The organism is Streptomyces sp. NPDC025806, from assembly GCF_055558275.1.
Map to the genome: position 1 here is coordinate 182,742 of NZ_JBVHMU010000004.1, position 19,951 is coordinate 202,692.

The following is a 19,951-nucleotide window of genomic DNA, read 5'->3' on the forward strand; positions in this document are numbered from 1 at the left end:
GAAGGATCAGCCGCCGATCGGATTGCCCGTCGAGACCTGGAGCTGGATCTTCACGCCGGTCGGGTCGATCTCCGTGTTGGCGGCCGGGGTCTGGCTCATGACCGTGCCCTCGCCGTACGTGTTCTCGTCCACCTTGACGATCTGAGCGACCCACCCGGCGGCCCGGAAGCAGGCCTTCACCGAGTCGATGTTCTTCAGGTAGAGGTCCGGTACCTTGATCTTGTTCTCGTCGTTGAATCCGGTCTCGGGCTCGGTGCACTTGTCCGGCTCGATCGTCTTCGTCTTGTCCGGTCCCCTGTGACCCGCGACCTCCGAGGTGCCGCCGCTCGGCTTTCCGTTGCCGCCCGGGTCGGGGTCCTCGCCCTGGTTCGTCAGGACCGCGATCAGGCCGCCGATGGCGACCAGCGCGACGACGATCGAGGCGATGATCACCAGCATGTTCTTGTTCCGGCCGCCGGAACCGCCGGAGCCGCCGCTCTGCGGGCTCGCCGTCGTCACCGGCTGCGCCGAGTACGGGGCCGGGGTCTGCGGCGCGTAGGACATCGACGGGGGCGGCGTCTGGTACCCGCCCTGCTGCGGATACCCGTACGCGGGCTGCGGCGCCGGGGTCGGGGCGCCGTAAGGGTTCTGCGTCTGCGGCTGGTACGGCGTCTGGACCGGGCCCGGGGTCGGCATCCCGTTCTGGTCGACGGGCGGGAAGACGGTCGCGCCGACCCCCGCACCGCTCGACGTCTGCGCGCCCGGCACGATGCTCGGCGCGGCGTGCGTCAGCGACTGGGCGACCCGCAGGCACTCGTCCCGCATCGCCTCGGCGCTCGGGAAGCGCTCGTTCGGGTTCTTCTTCAGGGCGCGGGCGACCAGCGCGTCGATCGCCGGCGGCAGCGAGCGGTTGATCGAGGACGGAGCCACCGGCTCCTCCTGGACGTGCGCATACGCTATGGCCAGCGGCGAGTCCGCCTCGAAGGGCAGCCGGCCGGTGGTCAGCTGGAAGAGCATGATGCCGACCGAGTACAGGTCGGAGCGGGCGTCGACGCCGCGGCCGAGGGCCTGCTCCGGCGACAGGTACTGGGGCGTGCCGACGACCATGCCGGTCTGCGTCATCGACGTGACGCCCGACTGCATGGCGCGCGCGATGCCGAAGTCCATGACCTTGACGACGTTGCGCTTCGTCATCATCACGTTGCCCGGCTTGATGTCGCGGTGGACCAGGCCCATCTCGTGGCTGATCTCGAGCGCGGCGAGCACGTCGGCGGTGATCTTCAGCGCCTTGTCGGCGGGCATCGCGCCGTACTGGCGGACGTCCTCGTCGAGCACCGAACCGAGCGGCCGGCCCTCGACGTACTCCATGACGATGTACGGAGTGATCGTGCCGTTGAGCTCGTCCTCGCCCGAGTCGAAGACCGAGACGATGTTCGTGTGCGTGAGCTTGGCCACCGACTGGGCCTCGCGCTGGAAGCGCTGACGGAAGGCGTCCTCGCGGCCGAGTTCCGTGTGCAAAGTCTTGATGGCGACCGCGCGGTCGAGCCGCGTGTCGTGCGCGAGATGCACGGAGGCCATACCGCCCTCACCGAGCAGGTCGCGCAGCTGATACCGCCCACCGGCCACGGAACTGCCCGCGTACCGCCCGCTCTGCCCGCCGCCGGCGCTGCCCTCGGTCATGTCTCCACGTCCCCCATAGGCGCCCCGCTGACGGCGGCGGCCCGGTGATCGAATCAGCTATTCCCGGCCAAGTCTGCCCCAGGGCACCGACACGTCAAGCTCGATGCCCGTTCCGTGACCGTACGGGCAAGAAGCGTCGCGGAAGCGTTACAGGCGATCGGCGGGAGAAAGGGGCCCGGAGCAGGCATACGAAGGCCATGGGTCCCGCACAGAAATTGCGCGCACGATTTGCACGACGTACACGGCAACGGGTTTGATACCGGATCCATCTCCGGACGCGGCCGGCGCCCAAGCCTGTAGCGTGGCCCGCCGGAGCCCGTGTTCACAACCGCGCGTACTCCGAATGCGCGGATCCGGCAGCACACACGGCAACAGCACGGACAGAAACGACGGCGAGGACTGATGGCACAGCAGCAGCGCGCTCAGGGCCCGTCCGACCCCGAGGCGACTGGCGGCGGTATGTCAGACGCGCCGGAGGCGTGGGGCAACGGCGGGCTGGTCGGAGACGGCCGGTACCGGCTCACCCACCGCCTCGGCCGGGGCGGCATGGCCGAGGTCTTCGCGGCCGAGGACGTACGCCTCGGACGCACCGTCGCCGTCAAGCTGCTGCGGGCCGACCTCGCCGAGGACCCGGTCTCCAAGGCCCGCTTCACGCGCGAGGCCCAGTCCGTCGCCGGCCTGAACCACCACGCGGTCGTCGCGGTCTACGACTCCGGCGAGGACTTCGTGAACGGCACCGCGGTGCCGTACATCGTCATGGAGCTCGTCGAGGGCCGCACCATCCGCGACCTGCTCATCAACGCGGAAGCGCCGGGCCCCGAGCAGGCCCTCATCATCGTCTCCGGGGTGCTCGAGGCGCTCGCGTACTCGCACCAGCACGGCATCGTGCACCGTGACATCAAGCCCGCCAACGTGATCATCACGGACACCGGCGCGGTCAAGGTCATGGACTTCGGCATCGCCCGCGCCCTGCACGGCGCGCAGTCGACCATGACGCAGACCGGCATGGTCATGGGCACCCCCCAGTACCTGTCCCCGGAGCAGGCCCTCGGCAAGGCCGTCGACCACCGCTCCGACCTGTACGCGACCGGCTGTCTCCTCTACGAGCTGCTCGCGCTGCGGCCCCCCTTCACCGGTGAGACGCCGCTCTCCGTCGTCTACCAGCACGTCCAGGACATGCCGGTGCCGCCGTCCGAGGTCTCGGACGCGACGCCGCCGGAGCTGGACGGCCTCGTCATGCGTTCCCTCGCCAAGGACCCGGACGACCGGTTCCAGACGGCCGAGGAGATGCGCGGGCTCGTCCAGTACGGCCTGCAGATGCTGTACGAGCAGGGCGGCCACACCGGCACCTGGAACACGGGCCCGGTCGACATGCACGAGGGCGGCAACACCCCGGCCATGGGCATGGGCATGGCCGGTACCACGGCGCTGCCGCACCCGGGCGACGCCGGAACGGCCGCGCAGCCGATGCTGCGTCCGCCGGGCCGTGACGACGGCGGCTTCGACGGCCACGGGAACGGCGGCTCCGGCGGTCGCGGCAAGATGTGGATCGTCGCCGTGCTGGCCGTGATCGCCGTCGCGGTGGGCGTCGCCTTCGCGATCAACGCGAGCGACAACGGCGGCGCGAAGAAGGACGGCGACAAGCAGTCCCCGTCCGTCTCGCAGACGAAGGAGTCGAAGGAACCGACCGACGACGCCACCGACGAGACGGACACGGGCGGCCAGACGCAGGAGCCGGGCGGCGACACGGGCGGCGAGCCCGACTACACGCCCACCCAGCAGCCGACGCAGCAGCCGACGACGCCGACGGACCAGCCGACGGAGCCCACGGACCAGCCGACGACGCCGACGGACGAGCCGACGGAGCCCACGGGCGAGCCGACGGGCGACCCGACGGACGGGCCGACCGACCCGACGACCGATCCGACGGGTGACACGGCCGGTACCGACACGGGTGGCGTCGACGGAGGCGTCGACAGCGACGTCTGAGCGGCGTCCGGCCCGGGGCCGGACGCTCAGGACCGCCGCGCGGATCCGCCCCGCAGTTCGTGCACGGTGACGAACTGCGGGTCGACGCGCAGATACACCGGGTCGTAGGGCTCCCCGTCCGCGGAGTGCGGCGTGGCGCCGAAGAGGTCCAGCTCGGCCGGGGTCGGTTCGGCCCGCGCGCAGGTGCCGACGCACTGCACGGACCACTGCCCCTCGTCCTCCGGGTGCTCGGCGCCCAGGTTGTCCGCCCCGTAGGCGACGACGCTGCCGACACAGGCCAGGTGGTAGCCGTAGCCGCCGTGCATGCGCAGCAGCAGCCGGCCGTCGGACACGACGTGCCGGGCGGCCGCCAGGAAGGGCAGCGCGCGCATGCTGGTGGCCACACGGCCGTGGTCCACGCGGGCGAGCAGCTCGAAGCCGCGATCGTGCTCGGGCTGGGGATCGGAGGGCATACCCCCTACTGTGCGCCGCCGCCCGGGCACGGAAGAAGAGGACGTTGCCCCGTCGACCCAGGGACCAAAGTCCCGGTTTCTCCCCGTATGGGGAGGGGGAAGGGCGGGGTCTAGTGCTTCTCCGCCTGCATCCGGGCGACGAACGCGGCCGCCTGCGAGCGGCGCTCCATCCCCAGCTTCGACAGCAGGCTCGACACATAGTTCTTGATCGTCTTCTCGGCGAGGTGCAGCTGCTCGCCGATCGCCCGGTTCGTCATGCCCTCGCCGATCAGGTCGAGGATCCGGCGCTCCTGGTCGGTCAGGCCCGCCAGCCGGTCGTCGGCCTTGGCCCGGCCGCCGTCGCGCAGCCGCTCCAGGACGCGGGCGGTGGCCACGGGGTCGAGCAGCGACTTGCCGGCGGCCACGTCCCGTACGGCCGACAGCAGCTCGTTGCCCCTGATCGCCTTCAGGACGTAGCCGGAGGCGCCCGCCATGATCGCGTCGAAGAGGGCCTCGTCGTCCGCGTACGAGGTCAGCATCAGGCACTTGATCGAGTCGTCCTGGGAGCGGAGCTCGCGGCACACCTCCACGCCGCTGCCGTCCGGCAGGCGCACGTCCAGGACCGCGACGTCGGGCCGGGTGGCCGGGATCCGCACCAGCGCGTCGGCGGCCGTGCCGGCCTCTCCGACGACCTCGATGTCGTCCTCCACGGACAGCATCTCGTGGACTCCCCGCCGGACCACTTCGTGGTCGTCGAGCAGAAATACGCGAATTTTTCCGTCTTCGTGCACGGCGCCAGTCTTACACGCAAGCCCTTCCCGCGCCCCAGGTGACCGGGATAACGTGCCGGTGTTCCGGCCCCCTGCCAGGCTGTGACCAGTGACCGGCCGCACAGCTGTGACCTGCGACGCTTCGTCTCCGGCGTGATTACTAGGATTTCCAAGCATCGAATTTACTTGGAAATCCAAGCAAAAACGCAGGTCAGATGGGGTTTCGCAGATGTGCGACCCACTGGGTAACGTGCTGGGTGAAGGGTCTGCCGGGACGCAGGATCTGTTTCGTTCTTTCTAGTCACGCCTGAACCCCGGCGCAGCGCACCCACCCCGTGCGTGGACGGATCAGGCGAGCCGAGCCGACTGGCCATCCGGCAATCCCGGGGCCGGACCGACGGAGGAGCACACGTGACCGTAGACAGTGCTGACAGCACTGCCGCTGCGCAAGAGGCACAGCCGCCGCGCAAGCGGGCCGCTGCGAAGAAGTCCGCGAAGAAGTCCACCGGCACGACCGCGGCGAAGGGCCGTCCCGAGCTGGTCCAGCTCATGACGCCCGAGGGCAAGCGGGTCAAGAACGCGGCGTACGACAAGTACGTCACCGACATCACCGACGACGCCCTGCGCGACCTGTACCGCGACATGGTCATGGCCCGCCGCTTCGACGCGGAGGCCGTCACGCTGCAGCGCCAGGGCGAGCTGGGCCTGTGGCCCTCGCTGCTCGGCCAGGAGGCCGCCCAGGTGGGGTCCGGGCGCGCCACCCGCGACGACGACTACGTCTTCCCGACCTACCGCGAGCACGGCGTCGCCTGGTGCCGCGGGGTCGACCCGACCAAGCTGCTCGGCATGTTCCGCGGGGTGAACAACGGCGGCTGGGACCCGAACAGCAACAACTTCCAGCTCTACACGATCGTCATCGGCTCCCAGGTGCTGCACGCCACCGGCTACGCCATGGGCGTGGCCAAGGACGGCGCCGACTCGGCGGTCGTCGCCTACTTCGGCGACGGCGCCTCCAGCCAGGGTGACGTGGCGGAGGCCTTCACGTTCTCGGCGGTCTACAACGCGCCGGTCGTGTTCTTCTGCCAGAACAACCAGTGGGCCATCTCCGAGCCCACCGAGAAGCAGACCCGTGTGCCGCTCTACCAGCGCGCCCAGGGCTACGGCTTCCCGGGCGTCCGCGTCGACGGCAACGACGTCCTCGCGGTGCTCGCGGTGACCCGCTGGGCCCTGGAGCGGGCGCGCGACGGCGAGGGCCCGACCCTCGTCGAGGCGTTCACGTACCGCATGGGCGCCCACACCACCTCCGACGACCCGACCAAGTACCGGGCCGACGAGGAGCGCGCCTCGTGGGAGGCGAAGGACCCGATCCTGCGCCTGCGCACCTACCTCGAAGCGCAGACGGACACGGACGAGGGGTTCTTCGCGGAACTCGACGCCGAGGCCGAGGCGTTGGGCAAGCGAGTGCGCGATGCGGTGCGGGCCATGCCGGACCCGGACCACATGGCGATCTTCGAGAACGTGTACGCGGACGGGCACGCGCTCGTCGACGAGGAGCGCGCGCAGTTCGCCGCCTACCAGGCGTCGTTCGCGGAAGAGGGTGCCTGATCATGGCGGTACAGAAGCTTCCGATCGCCAAGGCGATCAACGAGTCGCTGCGCAAGGCGCTGGAGAGCGACCCCAAGGTCCTCGTCATGGGCGAGGACGTCGGCAAGCTCGGCGGTGTCTTCCGGGTCACCGACGGGCTCCAGAAGGACTTCGGTGAGGACCGGGTCATCGACACCCCGCTCGCGGAGTCCGGCATCGTCGGCACCGCGATCGGTCTCGCGCTGCGCGGCTACCGCCCTGTGGTGGAGATCCAGTTCGACGGCTTCGTCTTCCCCGCGTACGACCAGATCGTCACGCAGCTCGCGAAGATGCACGCGCGTGCGCTCGGCACGGTCAAGGTGCCGGTCGTCGTGCGCATCCCGTACGGCGGCGGGATCGGCGCGGTCGAGCACCACAGCGAGTCGCCCGAGGCGCTGTTCGCGCACGTGGCCGGCCTGAAGGTGGTCACGCCGTCGAACTCCTCGGACGCGTACTGGATGCTCCAGCAGGCCATCCAGAGCGACGACCCGGTGATCTTCTTCGAGCCCAAGCGCCGCTACTGGGACAAGGGCGAGGTCGACACCGAGGCCGTCCCCGGCGACCTGCACAAGGCCGTCGTCGCGCGCGAGGGCACGGACCTGACGCTGGTCGCGTACGGGCCGATGGTGAAGGTCTGCCTGGAGGCCGCCGCGGCCGCCCAGGAGGAGGGCAAGTCGATCGAGGTCCTCGACCTGCGCTCGATCTCGCCCATCGACTTCGACGCCGTGCAGAAGTCCGTGGAGAAGACCCGGCACCTCGTCGTCGTGCACGAGGCGCCCGTCTTCCTCGGCTCCGGCGCGGAGATCGCCGCCCGGATCACCGAGCGCTGCTTCTACCACCTGGAGGCGCCCGTGCTGCGGGTCGGCGGGTACCACGCGCCGTATCCGCCGGCGCGCCTGGAGGAGGAGTACCTGCCGGGCCTGGACCGGGTGCTCGACGCCGTCGACCGCTCGCTTGCGTACTGAGGAGGGCTGAAGACATGGCACGTGAGTTCAAGATGCCCGACGTGGGCGAGGGCCTGACCGAGGCCGAGATCCTCAAGTGGTACGTCAAGCCCGGTGACACGGTCACCGACGGGCAGGTCGTGTGCGAGGTCGAGACGGCCAAGGCCGCCGTCGAGCTGCCGATCCCCTACGACGGGGTCGTGCGCGAGCTGATCTTCGCCGAGGGCGCCACGGTCGACGTCGGCCAGGCGATCATCTCCGTGGACGTCGCGGGCGAGGAGCCCGCCGCCCCCGCGCCGGCCGCCGCCGAGCCGGTGGCCGCGGAGGAGCCCGAGGAGGCCCCGACCGGGCGCCAGCCCGTGCTCGTCGGCTACGGCGTCGCGGAGTCCTCCACCAAGCGCCGCGCCCGCAAGGGCGACACGGCCGCCCCGGTGGCCAACGGGACGGCGGCGCAGGCCGTCGTCGAGCAGCGTCCGCTGGCGAAGCCGCCGGTGCGCAAGCTCGCCAAGGACCTGGGCGTGGACCTCGCCACGGTCATTCCGTCGAACCCCGACGGGATCATCACCCGCGAGGACGTGCACGCCGCGGTCGAGCTGACCGCGCCGGTCGCCGCACCCGAGGTGCCGGCCCAGGCGCCCGCGCCGGTCCAGGCCGCCCCGGCCCCCGCGGCGCCCGTCTCGTACGACACGGTGCGTGAGACCCGGATCCCCGTGAAGGGCGTCCGCAAGGCGACCGCCGCGGCGATGGTGGGTTCGGCGTTCACCGCGCCGCACGTCACGGAGTTCGTGACGGTCGACGTGACCCGCACGATGAAGCTCGTCGAGGAGCTCAAGGGCGACAAGGACATGCAGGGGCTGCGGGTCAACCCGCTGCTGCTCATCGCCAAGGCGCTGCTCGTCGCGATCAAGCGGAACCCCGCGGTCAACGCGTCGTGGGACGAGGCCGCCCAGGAGATCGTCCAGAAGCACTACGTGAACCTGGGCATCGCCGCGGCCACCCCGCGCGGCCTGATCGTGCCGAACATCAAGGACGCGCACGCGATGGCCCTGCCGGAGCTGGCGGCGTCCCTCGGGGAGCTGGTGGCGACGGCCCGGGACGGCAAGACGTCCCCGGCGGCCATGCAGGGCGGCACGGTGACGATCACCAACGTGGGTGTCTTCGGCGTCGACACCGGTACGCCGATCCTGAACCCGGGCGAGTCGGCGATCCTCGCCGTCGGAGCGATCAAGCTCCAGCCCTGGGTCCACAAGGGCAAGGTGAAGCCGCGTCAGGTGACGACCCTGGCCCTCTCCTTCGACCACCGGCTGGTGGACGGGGAGCTGGGGTCCAAGGTCCTGGCGGACGTGGCGGCGATTCTGGAGCAGCCGAAGCGCCTGATCACCTGGGGTTAGTCCGTAGATCGCAGCGAGGCCCCGCACCACAGGGTGCGGGGCCTCGTGCCGTGCGGGACTATCGCTTGAAGCCGTAGTCCATGAGCTTCTTCGCGTCGGACGTGCGGGCCGTGACCGACGTCGACTTCAGGACCGTGCCGATGACCGTCTTGCCGTTGCGGGTCGCGGCGAAGACCAGGCAGTAGCCGGCCTCCGGGCCCGAGCCCGTCTTGACGCCGATGGTGCCGGTGTACGAGCCGAGCAGGTTGTTCGTGTTGGTCCACGACATGTAGCGGTAGCCGCCGGACTTCGTCGTGACCTTCTGCTTCGTCGACTTCGTCTTCACGACCGTGCGGAACGTGGAGCTCTTCATCGCCGACGAGGCGATCTTCGTGAGGTCGCGCGGCGTCGAGTAGTTCGAGCCCTGGCCGATGCCGTCGAACGAGTCGAAGTGCGTGTTGCGCAGGCCGAGACTCGACGCCGTCTTGTTCATCTTGCCGATGAAGGACTTCACGCGGGCGGCGCGCGTGGTGCCCGAGCCGAACTTGTCCGCGAGCGCGTAGGCGGCGTCGCAGCCCGAGGGCAGCATCAGCCCGTACAGGAGCTGGCGGACGGTCACCTTGTCGCCGACGATCAGGCGGGCGGACGAGGCGTTGTTCCTGACGATGTAGTCGCTGTAGGCCTTCTGGATCGTGACCTTGGCGTCCAGGTTCAGGTTCGGCTGGGACAGCACCACCTTCGCGGTCATGATCTTGGTGGTCGAGCCGGTGGACCGGCGGGTGTCCGCGGCCTTGGTGAACAGGCTCGCGCCCGTCCCGTTGTTCATCACATAGCCGCCGGCCGCGGCGATGGTCGGTTTCACCGGCGCGGTGGCGGCCTGTGCGGAGGTGGTCAGCGCTCCGCTGGTGAGCACGGTTCCGGCGACGAGAACAGCGATGCCCGAAGTGCGAATTTTCAAGATGGACGCTCCAAATGCCCCTAAAGCGCGGCCCATTGGGTGGATCGCGCACGTAAGAGACTTCTGGGACGCGTCCAGGGTTGTACGGGTCGGTGCACGAGATCGGGTGATCCCCGTTCCGCATGGTGGACGTCCCCTGTGTTGCGTACGTGTTGTATCTATGATGTGCGCATGCCCGCGACCTCGACCCCTGCCCCGGCTCCGGCCCCGACCCCCACCGTCACCGAGAAGCGGCCCCCGGCCGCGGAGCGCGTCTACGACCACGTGAAGCGCGGCGTGCTCGAACGCCGCTACGAAGGCGGCACCCTGCTCACCGAGGGCGAGCTCGCCGAGGCCGTCGGGGTCTCCCGCACCCCCGTGCGCGAGGCGCTGCTCAAGCTGGAGGTCGAGGGGCTGCTCAGGCTGTACCCGAAGAAGGGCGCGCTGGTCCTGCCGGTGTCCGCGCAGGAGATCGCGGACGTCGTCGAGACCCGGCTGCTCGTCGAGGAACACGCGGTCCGCAAGGCCGTGCCCGCCCCGCCCCGGCTGCTCGACCGGCTCGCCGAGCTGCTCGACACGCAGCGCGAGCAGGCCGCCGCCGGACAGTTCGCCGACGCCGCCGCCACCGACCGCTGCTTCCACGCCGAGATCGTGCGCAGCGCGGGCAACGAGATCCTGTCCCGCCTCTACGACCAGCTCCGCGACCGGCAACTGCGGATGGGCGTCGCCGTCATGCACTCCCACCCCGACCGGATCGCCAAGACGCTGGCCGAGCACGGCGAGATCCTCGACGCGCTGCGCGCCGGGGACGAGGAGGCGGCCGTCGCTGTCGTCCGCCGGCACGTGGGCTGGTTCCAGAACCTGGCGCGGGGTGACGTGCGATGAGCTCCGCCTCCTCCTCTTCCTCGTCCTCCGCCTCCGACTCCGCGCTGCGACTGCCCGGCGACCCGCCCGGCGGCCGGCGCGCGGTCGCCGTGTGGTGCATCGGCGTCTCCGTCTACTTCGTCGCCGTCATCTTCCGCACCTCGCTCGGCGTCGCCGGACTCGACGCCGTCGAACGCTTCGACATCAACGCCTCGGCGCTGTCCACGTTCTCGATCCTGCAACTGCTCGTGTACGCGGGCATGCAGATACCCGTCGGCCTGATGGTCGACCGGCTCGGCACCAAGAAGGTGCTGACCATCGGCGTCGTCCTGTTCACCCTCGGCCAGCTCGGCTTCGCGTTCTCCTCCTCGTACGGGACGGCGCTCGTGTCGCGGGCGCTCCTCGGGTGCGGCGACGCCATGACGTTCATCAGCGTGCTGCGGCTCGGCACCCGGTGGTTCCCCGCGCGGCGGGGGCCGCTCGTCGCGCAGCTCGCCGGGCTCGTCGGCATGGCCGGCAACCTGGTCTCCACGCTCGTCATCGCGCGGCTGCTGCACGGGATCGGCTGGGAGGCCGCGTTCGCCGGGTCCGCCGGCGCGGGTGTCCTCGTCCTCGTGCTGATGCTGCTCTTCCTCAAGGACCACCCCGAGGGGTACGCCACCCCGCCGCTGCCCGCCTCGCACAAGGGGGCCGCGTACGTGCGGGCGCAGATCTCGGCCGCCTGGCGCGAGCCCGGGACACGGCTCGGACTCTGGGTCCACTTCACGACGCAGTTCCCGGCGATGGTGTTCCTGCTGCTGTGGGGGCTGCCGTTCCTCGTCGAGGCGCAGGGGCTCTCGCGCGGCACGGCGGGGGAGCTGCTGACCCTCGTGGTCCTCTCCAACATGACCGTCGGCCTCGTCTACGGGCAGGTCGTCGCCCGGCACCACACGGCGCGGCTGCCGCTGGCGCTCGGCACGGTCGGCGCGACGGCGCTGCTGTGGGCCATGCCCATCGTGTGGCCGGGGCAGGCGCCGATGTGGCTGCTCGTCGTGATGTGCGTGGTGCTCGGGGCCTGCGGGCCCGCGTCGATGATCGGGTTCGACTTCGCGCGACCGGCCAATCCGCCGGAGCGGCAGGGGACCGCGTCCGGGATCGTGAACATGGGCGGCTTCGTCGCCTCCATGACCACGCTGCTCGCCGTCGGGATCCTGCTCGACGCGACCGGGGACGACTACCGGATCGCGTTCTCGGCGGTGTTCGTGCTCCAGGCGCTCGGCGTGGGCCAGATCCTGCGCCTGCGCAAGCGGGCCGCCCGCGCGGAGCGGGAACGGGTCGTCGCGTCCCGGGTGACCTCGGTGCACGTGCCGGCGTGAACGGGTGCGCGGGGCGGGTCCGCTCCCGCCTCAATTCTGTTGACCGTCCCTGACGATGGGTGCTGGAGTCTGCGCGTGGACAGCATCCCCGCCAACCGGCGGCTCTGGAACCGGATCAGCAGCGACTATCAGGACCGGCACGACCCGCAGATCGGCGCCGCACCCCGGCTGTGGGGCATGTACTCCGTCCCCGACGCGCGTCTGAACGCCCTGGGCGACGTCACCGGCCGGCGCGTCCTCGAACTCGGCTGCGGCGCCGGCCAGTGGTCGAGGGTGCTCGCCGCCGAGGGCGCCCAGGTGGTCGGGATCGACCTGTCCGAGGCCCAACTCGACGCGGCCACCGCGGCGATGGGCGCGGACCGGTATCCCCTGGTGCAGGGCGCCGCCGAGCAGCTCCCCTTCGCCGACGGCACCTTCGACCTCGTGTTCTGCGACTTCGGCGGGCTCAGCTGGGCGCCCCCGCACCTGGCCGTCCCGCAGGCCGCCCGCGTCCTGCGCCCGGGCGGGCGCCTGGTGTTCAACGTCGCCAGCCCCTGGTTCGAGGCCTGTTACGACGAAGCCGCCGCCCGCGTCACCACGACGCTGCAGAAGGACTACTTCGGCCTGAACGGCATCGACGAAGGCGACGGCGCGACCAGCTACCAGCTCACGTACGGCGACTGGGTCAGGGTCCTGCGCGGCGCGGGTCTCGTCGTCGACGACCTCATCGAGCCGCGGCCCGAACCCGGAACTCCCAACGGCTACAACGAGACCGACCCGCCCGACTGGGCCCGCCGCTGGCCGGCGGAACTGCTCTGGGTGACCCACAAGCCGTACGTCACGGGGTGACCGCGAACGCCGCCAGGATGGCCTCGACCAAGGCCGCGTCGCCCTCCGTCTTGAGGGCGTCGCGGGCCGCCTCCGGGGTCGTGCGTCCGCAGGCGAGGCGGACGTAGGTCTCCCAGTCCAGGGCGATCGTCGCGGCGGGACCGAGCGAGGGGGCGCCGTCGATCGTGCCCTTGCCCTCCGCGTCCACCCGCACCGTCCGCAGGAACTCGACGGGACCGTGCACGTCGAAGACCACCGCCGAGTTCGCCGGCGCGCCCGCGTCCTTGGCGACGATCTTCGGCAGGACCGCGAGCAGCATGTCCCGGGTGACGTACGCCCCGGGCGAGTCGAGGTTGCCGGGCCGGCCCAGCGCCTGGCGCAGGTCCTGCTCGTGGACCCAGATGTCGAACGCCCGCCGCCGCATCGCGTACTCGAGGGTCTCCTCGACGCCGCGCGGCCCGCGCACGATCGTGCCGGGCTCACGGGAGTCGTTGCGCAGGTGCCGCGAGCGCCGGATGATCGTGTACTCCAGCTCGGAGACCATCTCCGGCGCCGTGTGGTGCCGGCGGACGTCGACCTGGATCTCCTGGTACCGCTGGCCCTCCGTCTGCACGTGGTAGAGATCGCGCGGCAGCGTGTGGATCGGGCGCGGGTCGCCGAGCATCTCGCAGTCCACGCCGATGACGTGCGACACGATGTCCCGTACCGACCAGCCGGGGCAGGGCGTCGCCCGGTTCCACTCACCCTCCGCGAGCGGCGTGACCAACTCGGATATCGCTTCCACGGAGTGGGTCCAGGCATCGGCGTAGGACTGAAGGCTGGGGTGGAGACTCACGGAAGGGGACCCCTCGAGCGGTTGGTACGCGGGCGTATGGCTAGGCGGCGGCGGACGCTGTCGGTGCGGGTTCTGGGGGTCCGGGGGAATCCCCCGGACTGGCACAGTACGCTGCCCGAAGGCACCCCGGCAGCGCTTTCGTACGACGATCGTAGGCCGGTGTTGACGGCTCGAATGCCAGGACGGTGGTAGTGTGCGCGCCTCCCTCATCCAGATCGCGGTAAACGAGGACGAATCGGTCAACTCGCGGCGGGAGCGAGTGAGTTCCCTGGTCCGGGAGCAGGCGGCTTCGGCCGATCTCGTGGTCCTGCCCGAACTGTGGACGACCGGAGCCTTCGCCTACGAGCTGTTCGCCGCCGAGGCCGAACCGCTGGAGGGCCCCACCTACGACGCCATGTCGAAGGCCGCGGCGGACGCGGGCGTCTGGCTGCACGCCGGTTCCGTCCCCGAGCGCGACCCGGACGGCCCGCTCTACAACACCGCGCTGGTCTTCGCCCCCGACGGCACCCTCGCCGCCGCCTACCGCAAGATCCACCGCTTCGGCTTCGACAAGGGCGAGGCCGTGCTCATGAGCCCGGGCGAGGAGCTGGTCACCGTACGGCTCCCGGAGACCGTGCTCGGCGTGACCACCTGCTACGACCTGCGCTTCCCCGAGCTGTACCGCGGCCTCGTCGACCGCGGCGCCGAGACCCTGGTCGTCTCCGCCGGCTGGCCCGAGCGGCGCCGCGCCCACTGGACCCTCCTCGCGCAGGCCCGCGCCGTCGAGAACCAGGCGTACGTCCTGGCCTGCGGCAGCGCCGGCACCCACGCGGGCGTCGAACAGGCGGGCCACAGCATCGTCGTCGACCCCTGGGGCGAGATCCTCGCCGAGGCCGGCGCCGGCGAGGAGGTGCTGCGCGTGGAGCTCGACCCCGCGAAGGTCGGCGCCACCCGCGAGCAGTTCCCGGCCCTCAAGGACCGCCTCCTCGGCCTCGACACCCCGCGCCGCCCCTGACCTCCGGCAGCACCCTCAGTCGAGGTCGCCGCGCTCCTTCTCCGCGAGATGGATCACGCACACGGCGACCGCGACGAGCAGCGCCGGATCGGCGTCCTCCCGCACCACGTTCACCCCGTACGTGTCCCGCACGCGCAGCCAGCGCCGCGAGATGTCCGCGAGCAGTTCGCCGTCGTACTCCACGGCGAACTCCCGGTCCAGGATCTTCCCGCTGACGTCGAGCTCGGTGCCGTCGACCAGCTCGACCCGGTAGTGGTTGCGCAGCAGCGACAGCCGTTTGCGGCGGATCTTCGCGAGCGGTTCGCCGCCGCGCTCGATCACCATCGTGTCCCGCAGCGCGAGCATCTTCTGGCGGATGTCGATCAGGACGCGTCCGTCGGGCCCCTTGAGCTCGAACGTGTCGCGAAGCCGCATCGCCTTTCCGTCGACGAGGAACGCCTTGCGGCCCTGCTCGTCCTCGATCCAGTAGTCCTCGCCGACGGCGAAGAGCCGTTCCCGAACTTCGTAGCGCATACGCCCCAGCCTGCCCGCGCACGGGCGGCCCGACCCCCGGGAGTGACCCGAACGGCCCAGCCCCGCGCGCGCCGCACCCGCCCCCGCGGGTCTCCTTGACCCATGACCAGGGACGACGAACTCTCCGCGCTGCGCGCCCGGGTCGCCGAGCTGGAGGCGGCCGGGCGCCCCGCACGGCGGCGGGCGGGCCGCACGAAATCCACCTTCGCCGTCGTCCTGATCGTGCTCGCCGCCCTGCTCACCCCGCTCGGCGCCGTCGCCGTCTGGTCCGACGCGCTGATCGGTGACACCGACCGGTACGTCGACACGATGGCGCCGCTCGCCAAGGACCCCGACGTGCAGAACGCCGTCGCGGACCGGGTCACCACCGCCGTCATGAGCCGCATCGAGATCGCCGACCTGCTCGAGAACGTCGCCCCCGCCGACCGGCCCGCGCTGGAGAAGGCGCTCGGCGCCGCGAGCGGGCCGATCACCGACGGGCTCACCTCGTTCGTGCACGGGGTCGCCGACCGGTTCGTCACCAGCCCCGCCTTCGCCACCGTGTGGAAACAGCTCAACCGCACCGCCCACACCGCCGTCGACAAGGCGCTCACCGGCAGCGGCGGCGGTGCCGTCGAGGTCGACAACGGCATGGTCACCCTCGACCTCGCCCCCGTCGTCGAGCAGGTCAAGAACGCCCTCGTCGACCGCGGCCTCGATGTCGCCGCGAAGATCCCCGAGGTCCACACCGAGATCACCGTCATGGAGTCCACCGGCGGCCTCGCCAAGGCGCGCAAGGGCTTCCGGCTCCTCCAGCTCCTGTCCTGGGTGCTCCCCCTGATCGTCTTCCTCCTCGCCGCAGCCGGTGTCCTGCTCGCCCGGCGCCGCCGCCGCGCCCTGGTCACCGCCGCCCTCGGCATCGCGGCCGGCGCGCTGGTGCTCGGGCTCGCCCTGTGGCTCGGCCGCGCCTACTACCTCGACGCCCTGCCCGCCGGCGTCTCCCGCCCTGCGGCGGAGTCCGTCTTCGACACCCTCGTCCGCTTCCTGCGCTCCGGCGTCCGCATGATCGCCGCCCTCGGCATCGTCATCGCCCTGGCCGCCTGGCTCAGCGGTCCCGGGCGCTGGGCGCGGGCCACCCGCGACGCCTGGTGCGGCGCCATCGGCTCGGTCCGCCGGTCCGTCACGGCCGGCACCTTCGGCCCGGTCGGGCCCTGGGTGCACCGCATGCGGACCTGGCTGAACTGGACCGTGGCGGCCTTCGCCGCCGCCGTCCTCATCGCCTGGAACTACCCGACCGGCGCGGTCGTCGCCTGGATCGCGTTCGTCGCCCTGTGCGCCCTCGCGATCATCGAGTTCCTCGACGTCCCGGAATTCCAGGACGCGGCCTCACCGGCCTCCCTCCCGCCCGAGGGTCTCGCGCCGTAGACGCCGTAGCTGCCGAAGCCGCCGTAGCCCGCGGGGACGCCGGGGACCTTTACGTCGTAATCGCGGAAGAGGCCTCCGGCGGCGCCGCCCCGAACCGTCTGCGGTACGCCGAAGGGCTCAGCCCCGTCGCCCGCTTCAGATGCGCCCGCAGGTTCGCCGCGCTCCCCAGACCGCTGTCCCGCGCCACCACGTCGAGCCGGAGCTCGCCCCGCTCGATCAGGCGGCAGGCCAGCGCGACCCGCTCCCCGAGCAGCCAGGCCAGCGGCGTCGTCCCCAGCTCGGCCCGGAAGCGGCGGTGCAGCGTCGCCGGGCTCACCCCGGCGCGGGCCGCGAGCCCGGCCACGGTCAGCGGCTCGCCGAGCCGCTCCTGCGCCCAGACCAGCAGCGGCGCGAGCGAGGCGTCCGGCACCTGCGGCACCGGGCGCTCCACGAACTGGCGCTGCCCGCCGTCCCGGTGCGCGGCGAACACCAGCCGCCGCGACACCGCGTTCGCGATCTCCGCCCCGTGGTCGCGGCGCACCAGGTGCAGCCCGAGATCGAGCGCGGAGGCGCTGCCGGACGCGGTCAGGATGTCCCCGTCGTCGACGAACAGCACGTCGGGTTCGAGCCGCACCCCGGGGAAGCGGCGGCGGAACGCGTCCGCCCACATCCAGTGGCAGGCCGCCCGCCGCCCCTCCAGCAGTCCCGCCTCGGCCAGCGTGAACGCCCCGCTGCAGAACCCGACGAGCCGGGCCCCGCGCGCGTGCGCGGCCCGCAGCGCGTCCAGCACCTCGGCCCGCCGGGGCACCTCGGTGTCCGGCCGGTTCGGCACGATCACCGTGTCGGCGCTCTCCGTCGCCGACAGGTCCGCGACCCCGCTCAGCGTGAAGAACCCGTCCCGCATCACCGTGTCCGGCTCCGCCGCGCACAGCGCGAACGAGTAGAGCGCGCGCCCCAGTTCGGGCCGGCGCAGCCCGAAGACCTCGATCGCGCACGCCAGCTCGAAGGGGTTGGAGCCCTCGTCGACGAGCGCGACCACCCGGTGCACACGGTGCGACGACGAGTCCTGCGAGGATCCTTGCGACATACGCGATTTCTAGCACTCACACCGGGCCCCGCGCCGCCCGCACGCTGGACACCATGAACCCCGCCGCGAACCCCGCACTCCCGGAACCCGTCTCGCTCCCGCAGACCCTCACCACCTTCGACGCCCTGTGGAGCCCCCGCATCGTCACCACGGTCAACGACTACGACGTACGCCTCGCCAAGGCGGAGGGCGAGCACGTGTGGCACGTCCACGAGCACACCGACGAGTTCTTCCTCGTCGTCGAGGGCGAACTGACCATCGCCCTGCGCGAGCCCACCGGCGAACGCGCCGTCGTCCTGCCCCGAGGCTCCGTCTTCACCGTCCCCCGCGGCACCTGGCACAAGCCCCACGCCGCCCCCGGCACCGCCCTCCTCGTCCTGGAACCCACCGGCACCTCCTCGACGGGCGACGCCCACGACCCCGTACCGGCCCACGTGGACTCGACGACGGGGCACCCCGTCCAGGCCTGACCGTCGTCCAGGTGTGACCGGCTTCCCCGCGGGTGGCAAGCTTGAAGCATGAACGATGCCGCCCCGGTGCCCAGCCCCGTCCCCGCCCGCCGTGCCCGAGTCCGCGCCCCTGAACTGGTCGGCGCGGGCGGCTGGCTCAACACCGGCGGCAAAGAGCTGACCCTCGCCGATCTGCGAGGTAAGTGCGTTGTAGTTGATTTTTGGACCTTCTGCTGCGTGAACTGCCTCCACGTGCTCGACGAGCTGCGGGAGCTGGAGGAGAAGCACCGGGACACGCTCGTGATCGTCGGCGTGCACTCGCCGAAGTTCGTGCACGAGGCCGAGCACGCGGCCGTCGTCGACGCGGTCGAGCGGTACGGGGTGGAGCACCCGGTGCTCGACGACCCGGAGCTCGTGACCTGGAAGCAGTACGCGGTGCGGGCCTGGCCGACGCTCGTGGTGATCGACCCCGAGGGGTACGTCGTCGCGCAGCACGCCGGTGAGGGGCACGCGCACGCGATCGAGAAGCTGGTCGAGCAGCTGGAGGCCGAGCACGAGGCGAAGGGGACGCTGCGGCGCGGCGACGGGCCGTACGTGCCGCCGGAGCCGGTCGCCGGTGATCTGCGCTTCCCGGGCAAGGCGCTCGTGCTGCCGTCGGGGAACTTCCTGGTGTCCGACACGACCCGGCACCAGCTGGTCGAGCTGGCCGCGGACGGCGAGAGCGTCGTGCGGCGGATCGGCAGCGGGGAGCGCGGCTTCGGGCCCGAGTCGTTCAACGAGCCGCAGGGGCTCGCGCTGCTCGACGAGCGGACCGTGGTCGTCGCCGACACCGTGAACCACGCGCTGCGCGCCGTCGACCTCGATAGCGGGACGGTCACGACCCTCGCGGGCACCGGGAAGCAGTGGTGGCAGGGGTCGCCGACCAGCGGGCCCGCGCTGGAGGTGGATCTGTCCTCGCCGTGGGACGTCGCCGTGTTCGGCGGGCGGGTGTGGATGGCGATGGCCGGCGTGCACCAGCTGTGGACGTACGACCCGGTCGGTGGGGTCGTCGCGGTCGCGGCCGGGACGACGAACGAGGGGCTCGTCGACGGTCCCGGCGACGAGGCGTGGTTCGCGCAGCCGTCCGGGCTCGCCGCGACCGAGGACCGGCTGTGGGTCGCCGACGCGGAGACGAGCGCGCTGCGGTACGTGGACCGGGACGGGCATGTGCACACGGCCGTCGGCACCGGTCTGTTCGACTTCGGGCACCGGGACGGGGACGCGGGGCAGGCGCTGTTCCAGCACCCGCTGGGTGTCACCGCGCTGCCCGACGGCTCGGTCGCGGTCGCGGACACCTACAACCACGCGCTGCGCCGCTACGACCCGGCGACCCGCCAGGTCAGCACGCTGGCGACGGATCTGCGGGAGCCGAGCGGCGCGGTCCTCGTCGGCGACGACATCGTGGTCGTGGAGTCGGCCCGGCACCGGCTGACCCGGCTCCGGCTTCCCGAGGAAGCGGTACGGGTGGACGCGGTCGCACACCACACGCAGCGCGCCGCGACCGAGATCGCGGGCGGCAAGCTGCGCCTCGACGTCATCTTCCAGGCGCCGGCCGGGCAGAAGCTCGACCTCCGGTACGGGCCCTCGACCCGGCTGCTCGTCTCGTCGACGCCGCCGGAGCTGCTCGTCGCGGGCGACGGCGCGGGCACCGAGCTGGGCCGTGAGCTGGTCCTGAACCCGGAGATCGAGGAGGGCGTGCTGCACGTGTCGGCGATGGCCGCGTCCTGCGACGACGACCCCGCCAACGAGTACCCGGCCTGCCACGTCCATCAGCAGGACTGGGGTGTGCCGGTCCGCGTGGCCGAGGGCGGGGCGGACCGGCTGCCGCTGGTGCTCGCGGGTCTGGACGAGCAGACCGCGCGGGGCTGACGGGGGTCCGGCCCCGCGCGGCGTCGGTGGTCC

General features: G+C 71.6%; 18 protein-coding genes. 11 read left to right on the top strand and 7 right to left on the bottom strand.

The genetic code is table 11. The features are described from left to right. Positions 1 to 6: 6 nt before the first annotated feature. Positions 7 to 1,659, bottom strand: a complete 1,653-nt coding sequence (locus ACZ4E1_RS10855) for a protein kinase domain-containing protein (RefSeq protein ID WP_467537894.1) — start codon at positions 1,657 to 1,659, stop codon at positions 7 to 9. Positions 1,660 to 2,061: 402 nt separating this feature from the next. Between ACZ4E1_RS10855 and ACZ4E1_RS10860 the strand changes: the two genes are divergently transcribed. Beyond that, entirely contained in the window at positions 2,062 to 3,648 is a 1,587-nt protein-coding gene (locus ACZ4E1_RS10860; protein WP_467537896.1) for a protein kinase domain-containing protein, read from the top strand. 26 nt (positions 3,649 to 3,674) lie between these two features. Here the strand turns inward: ACZ4E1_RS10860 and ACZ4E1_RS10865 are convergent, their stop codons facing one another. Both ACZ4E1_RS10865 and ACZ4E1_RS10870 read right to left on the bottom strand, forming a co-directional pair. Then, entirely contained in the window at positions 3,675 to 4,100 is a 426-nt protein-coding gene (locus ACZ4E1_RS10865; protein ID WP_467537898.1) for a pyridoxamine 5'-phosphate oxidase family protein, read from the bottom strand. Positions 4,101 to 4,210: 110 nt separating this feature from the next. Then, positions 4,211 to 4,870, bottom strand: coding sequence for a response regulator (locus ACZ4E1_RS10870; protein ID WP_467537900.1), 660 nt, complete (start codon positions 4,868 to 4,870; stop codon positions 4,211 to 4,213). A gap of 390 nt (positions 4,871 to 5,260) precedes the next feature. Here ACZ4E1_RS10870 and pdhA point away from each other — a divergent pair, with 390 nt between their 5' ends. From pdhA to ACZ4E1_RS10885, 3 genes are read left to right on the top strand one after another with little or no spacing between them, the layout of a single operon-like run. Then, the gene (gene pdhA / locus ACZ4E1_RS10875) at positions 5,261 to 6,454 is read left to right on the top strand and encodes a pyruvate dehydrogenase (acetyl-transferring) E1 component subunit alpha (protein WP_467537902.1); all 1,194 of its coding nucleotides are present in this window, start codon (positions 5,261 to 5,263) and stop codon (positions 6,452 to 6,454) included. Between the two features lie 2 nt (positions 6,455 to 6,456). After that, positions 6,457 to 7,437, top strand: coding sequence for an alpha-ketoacid dehydrogenase subunit beta (locus ACZ4E1_RS10880; protein WP_467537903.1), 981 nt, complete (start codon positions 6,457 to 6,459; stop codon positions 7,435 to 7,437). A gap of 14 nt (positions 7,438 to 7,451) precedes the next feature. Further along, positions 7,452 to 8,807: a dihydrolipoamide acetyltransferase family protein gene (locus ACZ4E1_RS10885; protein ID WP_467537905.1), complete on the top strand. Its 1,356-nt coding sequence runs from the start codon at positions 7,452 to 7,454 to the stop codon at positions 8,805 to 8,807. Between the two features lie 58 nt (positions 8,808 to 8,865). On the opposite strand, the gene ACZ4E1_RS10890 is transcribed toward ACZ4E1_RS10885, so the two are convergent. Then, complete coding sequence (locus ACZ4E1_RS10890) at positions 8,866 to 9,780, bottom strand: D-alanyl-D-alanine carboxypeptidase family protein (RefSeq protein ID WP_467537907.1); 915 nt, start codon at positions 9,778 to 9,780, stop codon at positions 8,866 to 8,868. A 135-nt stretch (positions 9,781 to 9,915) separates the two neighbouring features. Between ACZ4E1_RS10890 and ACZ4E1_RS10895 the strand changes: the two genes are divergently transcribed. The 3 genes from ACZ4E1_RS10895 to ACZ4E1_RS10905 all read left to right on the top strand — a co-directional run bounded on the left by ACZ4E1_RS10895 (position 9,916) and on the right by ACZ4E1_RS10905 (position 12,770). Next, positions 9,916 to 10,608 carry a GntR family transcriptional regulator gene (locus tag ACZ4E1_RS10895; protein WP_467537908.1) on the top strand — a complete coding sequence of 231 codons (693 nt, stop codon included), beginning with the start codon at positions 9,916 to 9,918 and terminating at the stop codon, positions 10,606 to 10,608. Continuing rightward, positions 10,605 to 11,942 (top strand): MFS transporter, encoded by a 1,338-nt coding sequence (locus tag ACZ4E1_RS10900; RefSeq protein ID WP_467537910.1) that lies wholly within the window; start codon positions 10,605 to 10,607, stop codon positions 11,940 to 11,942. Before ACZ4E1_RS10895 ends, ACZ4E1_RS10900 begins: the two co-directional genes overlap by 4 nt. 75 nt (positions 11,943 to 12,017) lie before the next feature. After that, positions 12,018 to 12,770 carry a class I SAM-dependent methyltransferase gene (locus ACZ4E1_RS10905; RefSeq protein ID WP_467537912.1) on the top strand — a complete coding sequence of 251 codons (753 nt, stop codon included), beginning with the start codon at positions 12,018 to 12,020 and terminating at the stop codon, positions 12,768 to 12,770. On the opposite strand, the gene ACZ4E1_RS10910 is transcribed toward ACZ4E1_RS10905, so the two are convergent. Beyond that, on the bottom strand, positions 12,760 to 13,584 hold the full coding sequence (locus tag ACZ4E1_RS10910; RefSeq protein ID WP_467537914.1) for a maleylpyruvate isomerase family mycothiol-dependent enzyme: 825 nt from the start codon (positions 13,582 to 13,584) through the stop codon (positions 12,760 to 12,762). The two genes, ACZ4E1_RS10905 and ACZ4E1_RS10910, sit on opposite strands and share 11 nt — an antisense overlap. A 193-nt stretch (positions 13,585 to 13,777) precedes the next feature. Between ACZ4E1_RS10910 and ACZ4E1_RS10915 the strand changes: the two genes are divergently transcribed. Then, positions 13,778 to 14,578: a carbon-nitrogen family hydrolase gene (locus tag ACZ4E1_RS10915; protein ID WP_467537915.1), complete on the top strand. Its 801-nt coding sequence runs from the start codon at positions 13,778 to 13,780 to the stop codon at positions 14,576 to 14,578. A gap of 15 nt (positions 14,579 to 14,593) precedes the next feature. Here the strand turns inward: ACZ4E1_RS10915 and ACZ4E1_RS10920 are convergent, their stop codons facing one another. Then, on the bottom strand, positions 14,594 to 15,091 hold the full coding sequence (locus tag ACZ4E1_RS10920) for an LURP-one-related/scramblase family protein (RefSeq protein ID WP_399124484.1): 498 nt from the start codon (positions 15,089 to 15,091) through the stop codon (positions 14,594 to 14,596). 102 nt (positions 15,092 to 15,193) lie between these two features. On the opposite strand from ACZ4E1_RS10920, the gene ACZ4E1_RS10925 reads away from it, so the two are divergent. Then, entirely contained in the window at positions 15,194 to 16,495 is a 1,302-nt protein-coding gene (locus tag ACZ4E1_RS10925) for a hypothetical protein (RefSeq protein ID WP_467537917.1), read from the top strand. Positions 16,496 to 16,544: 49 nt separating this feature from the next. On the opposite strand, the gene ACZ4E1_RS10930 is transcribed toward ACZ4E1_RS10925, so the two are convergent. Next, positions 16,545 to 17,561 (bottom strand): helix-turn-helix domain-containing protein, encoded by a 1,017-nt coding sequence (locus ACZ4E1_RS10930; RefSeq protein WP_467537918.1) that lies wholly within the window; start codon positions 17,559 to 17,561, stop codon positions 16,545 to 16,547. 53 nt (positions 17,562 to 17,614) lie between these two features. Between ACZ4E1_RS10930 and ACZ4E1_RS10935 the strand changes: the two genes are divergently transcribed. Both ACZ4E1_RS10935 and ACZ4E1_RS10940 read left to right on the top strand, forming a co-directional pair. Then, positions 17,615 to 18,031 (top strand): cupin domain-containing protein, encoded by a 417-nt coding sequence (locus ACZ4E1_RS10935; RefSeq protein WP_467537919.1) that lies wholly within the window; start codon positions 17,615 to 17,617, stop codon positions 18,029 to 18,031. Positions 18,032 to 18,079: 48 nt separating this feature from the next. Next, positions 18,080 to 19,918 carry an NHL domain-containing thioredoxin family protein gene (locus tag ACZ4E1_RS10940; protein WP_467537920.1) on the top strand — a complete coding sequence of 613 codons (1,839 nt, stop codon included), beginning with the start codon at positions 18,080 to 18,082 and terminating at the stop codon, positions 19,916 to 19,918. Positions 19,919 to 19,951: the final 33 nt, after the last annotated feature.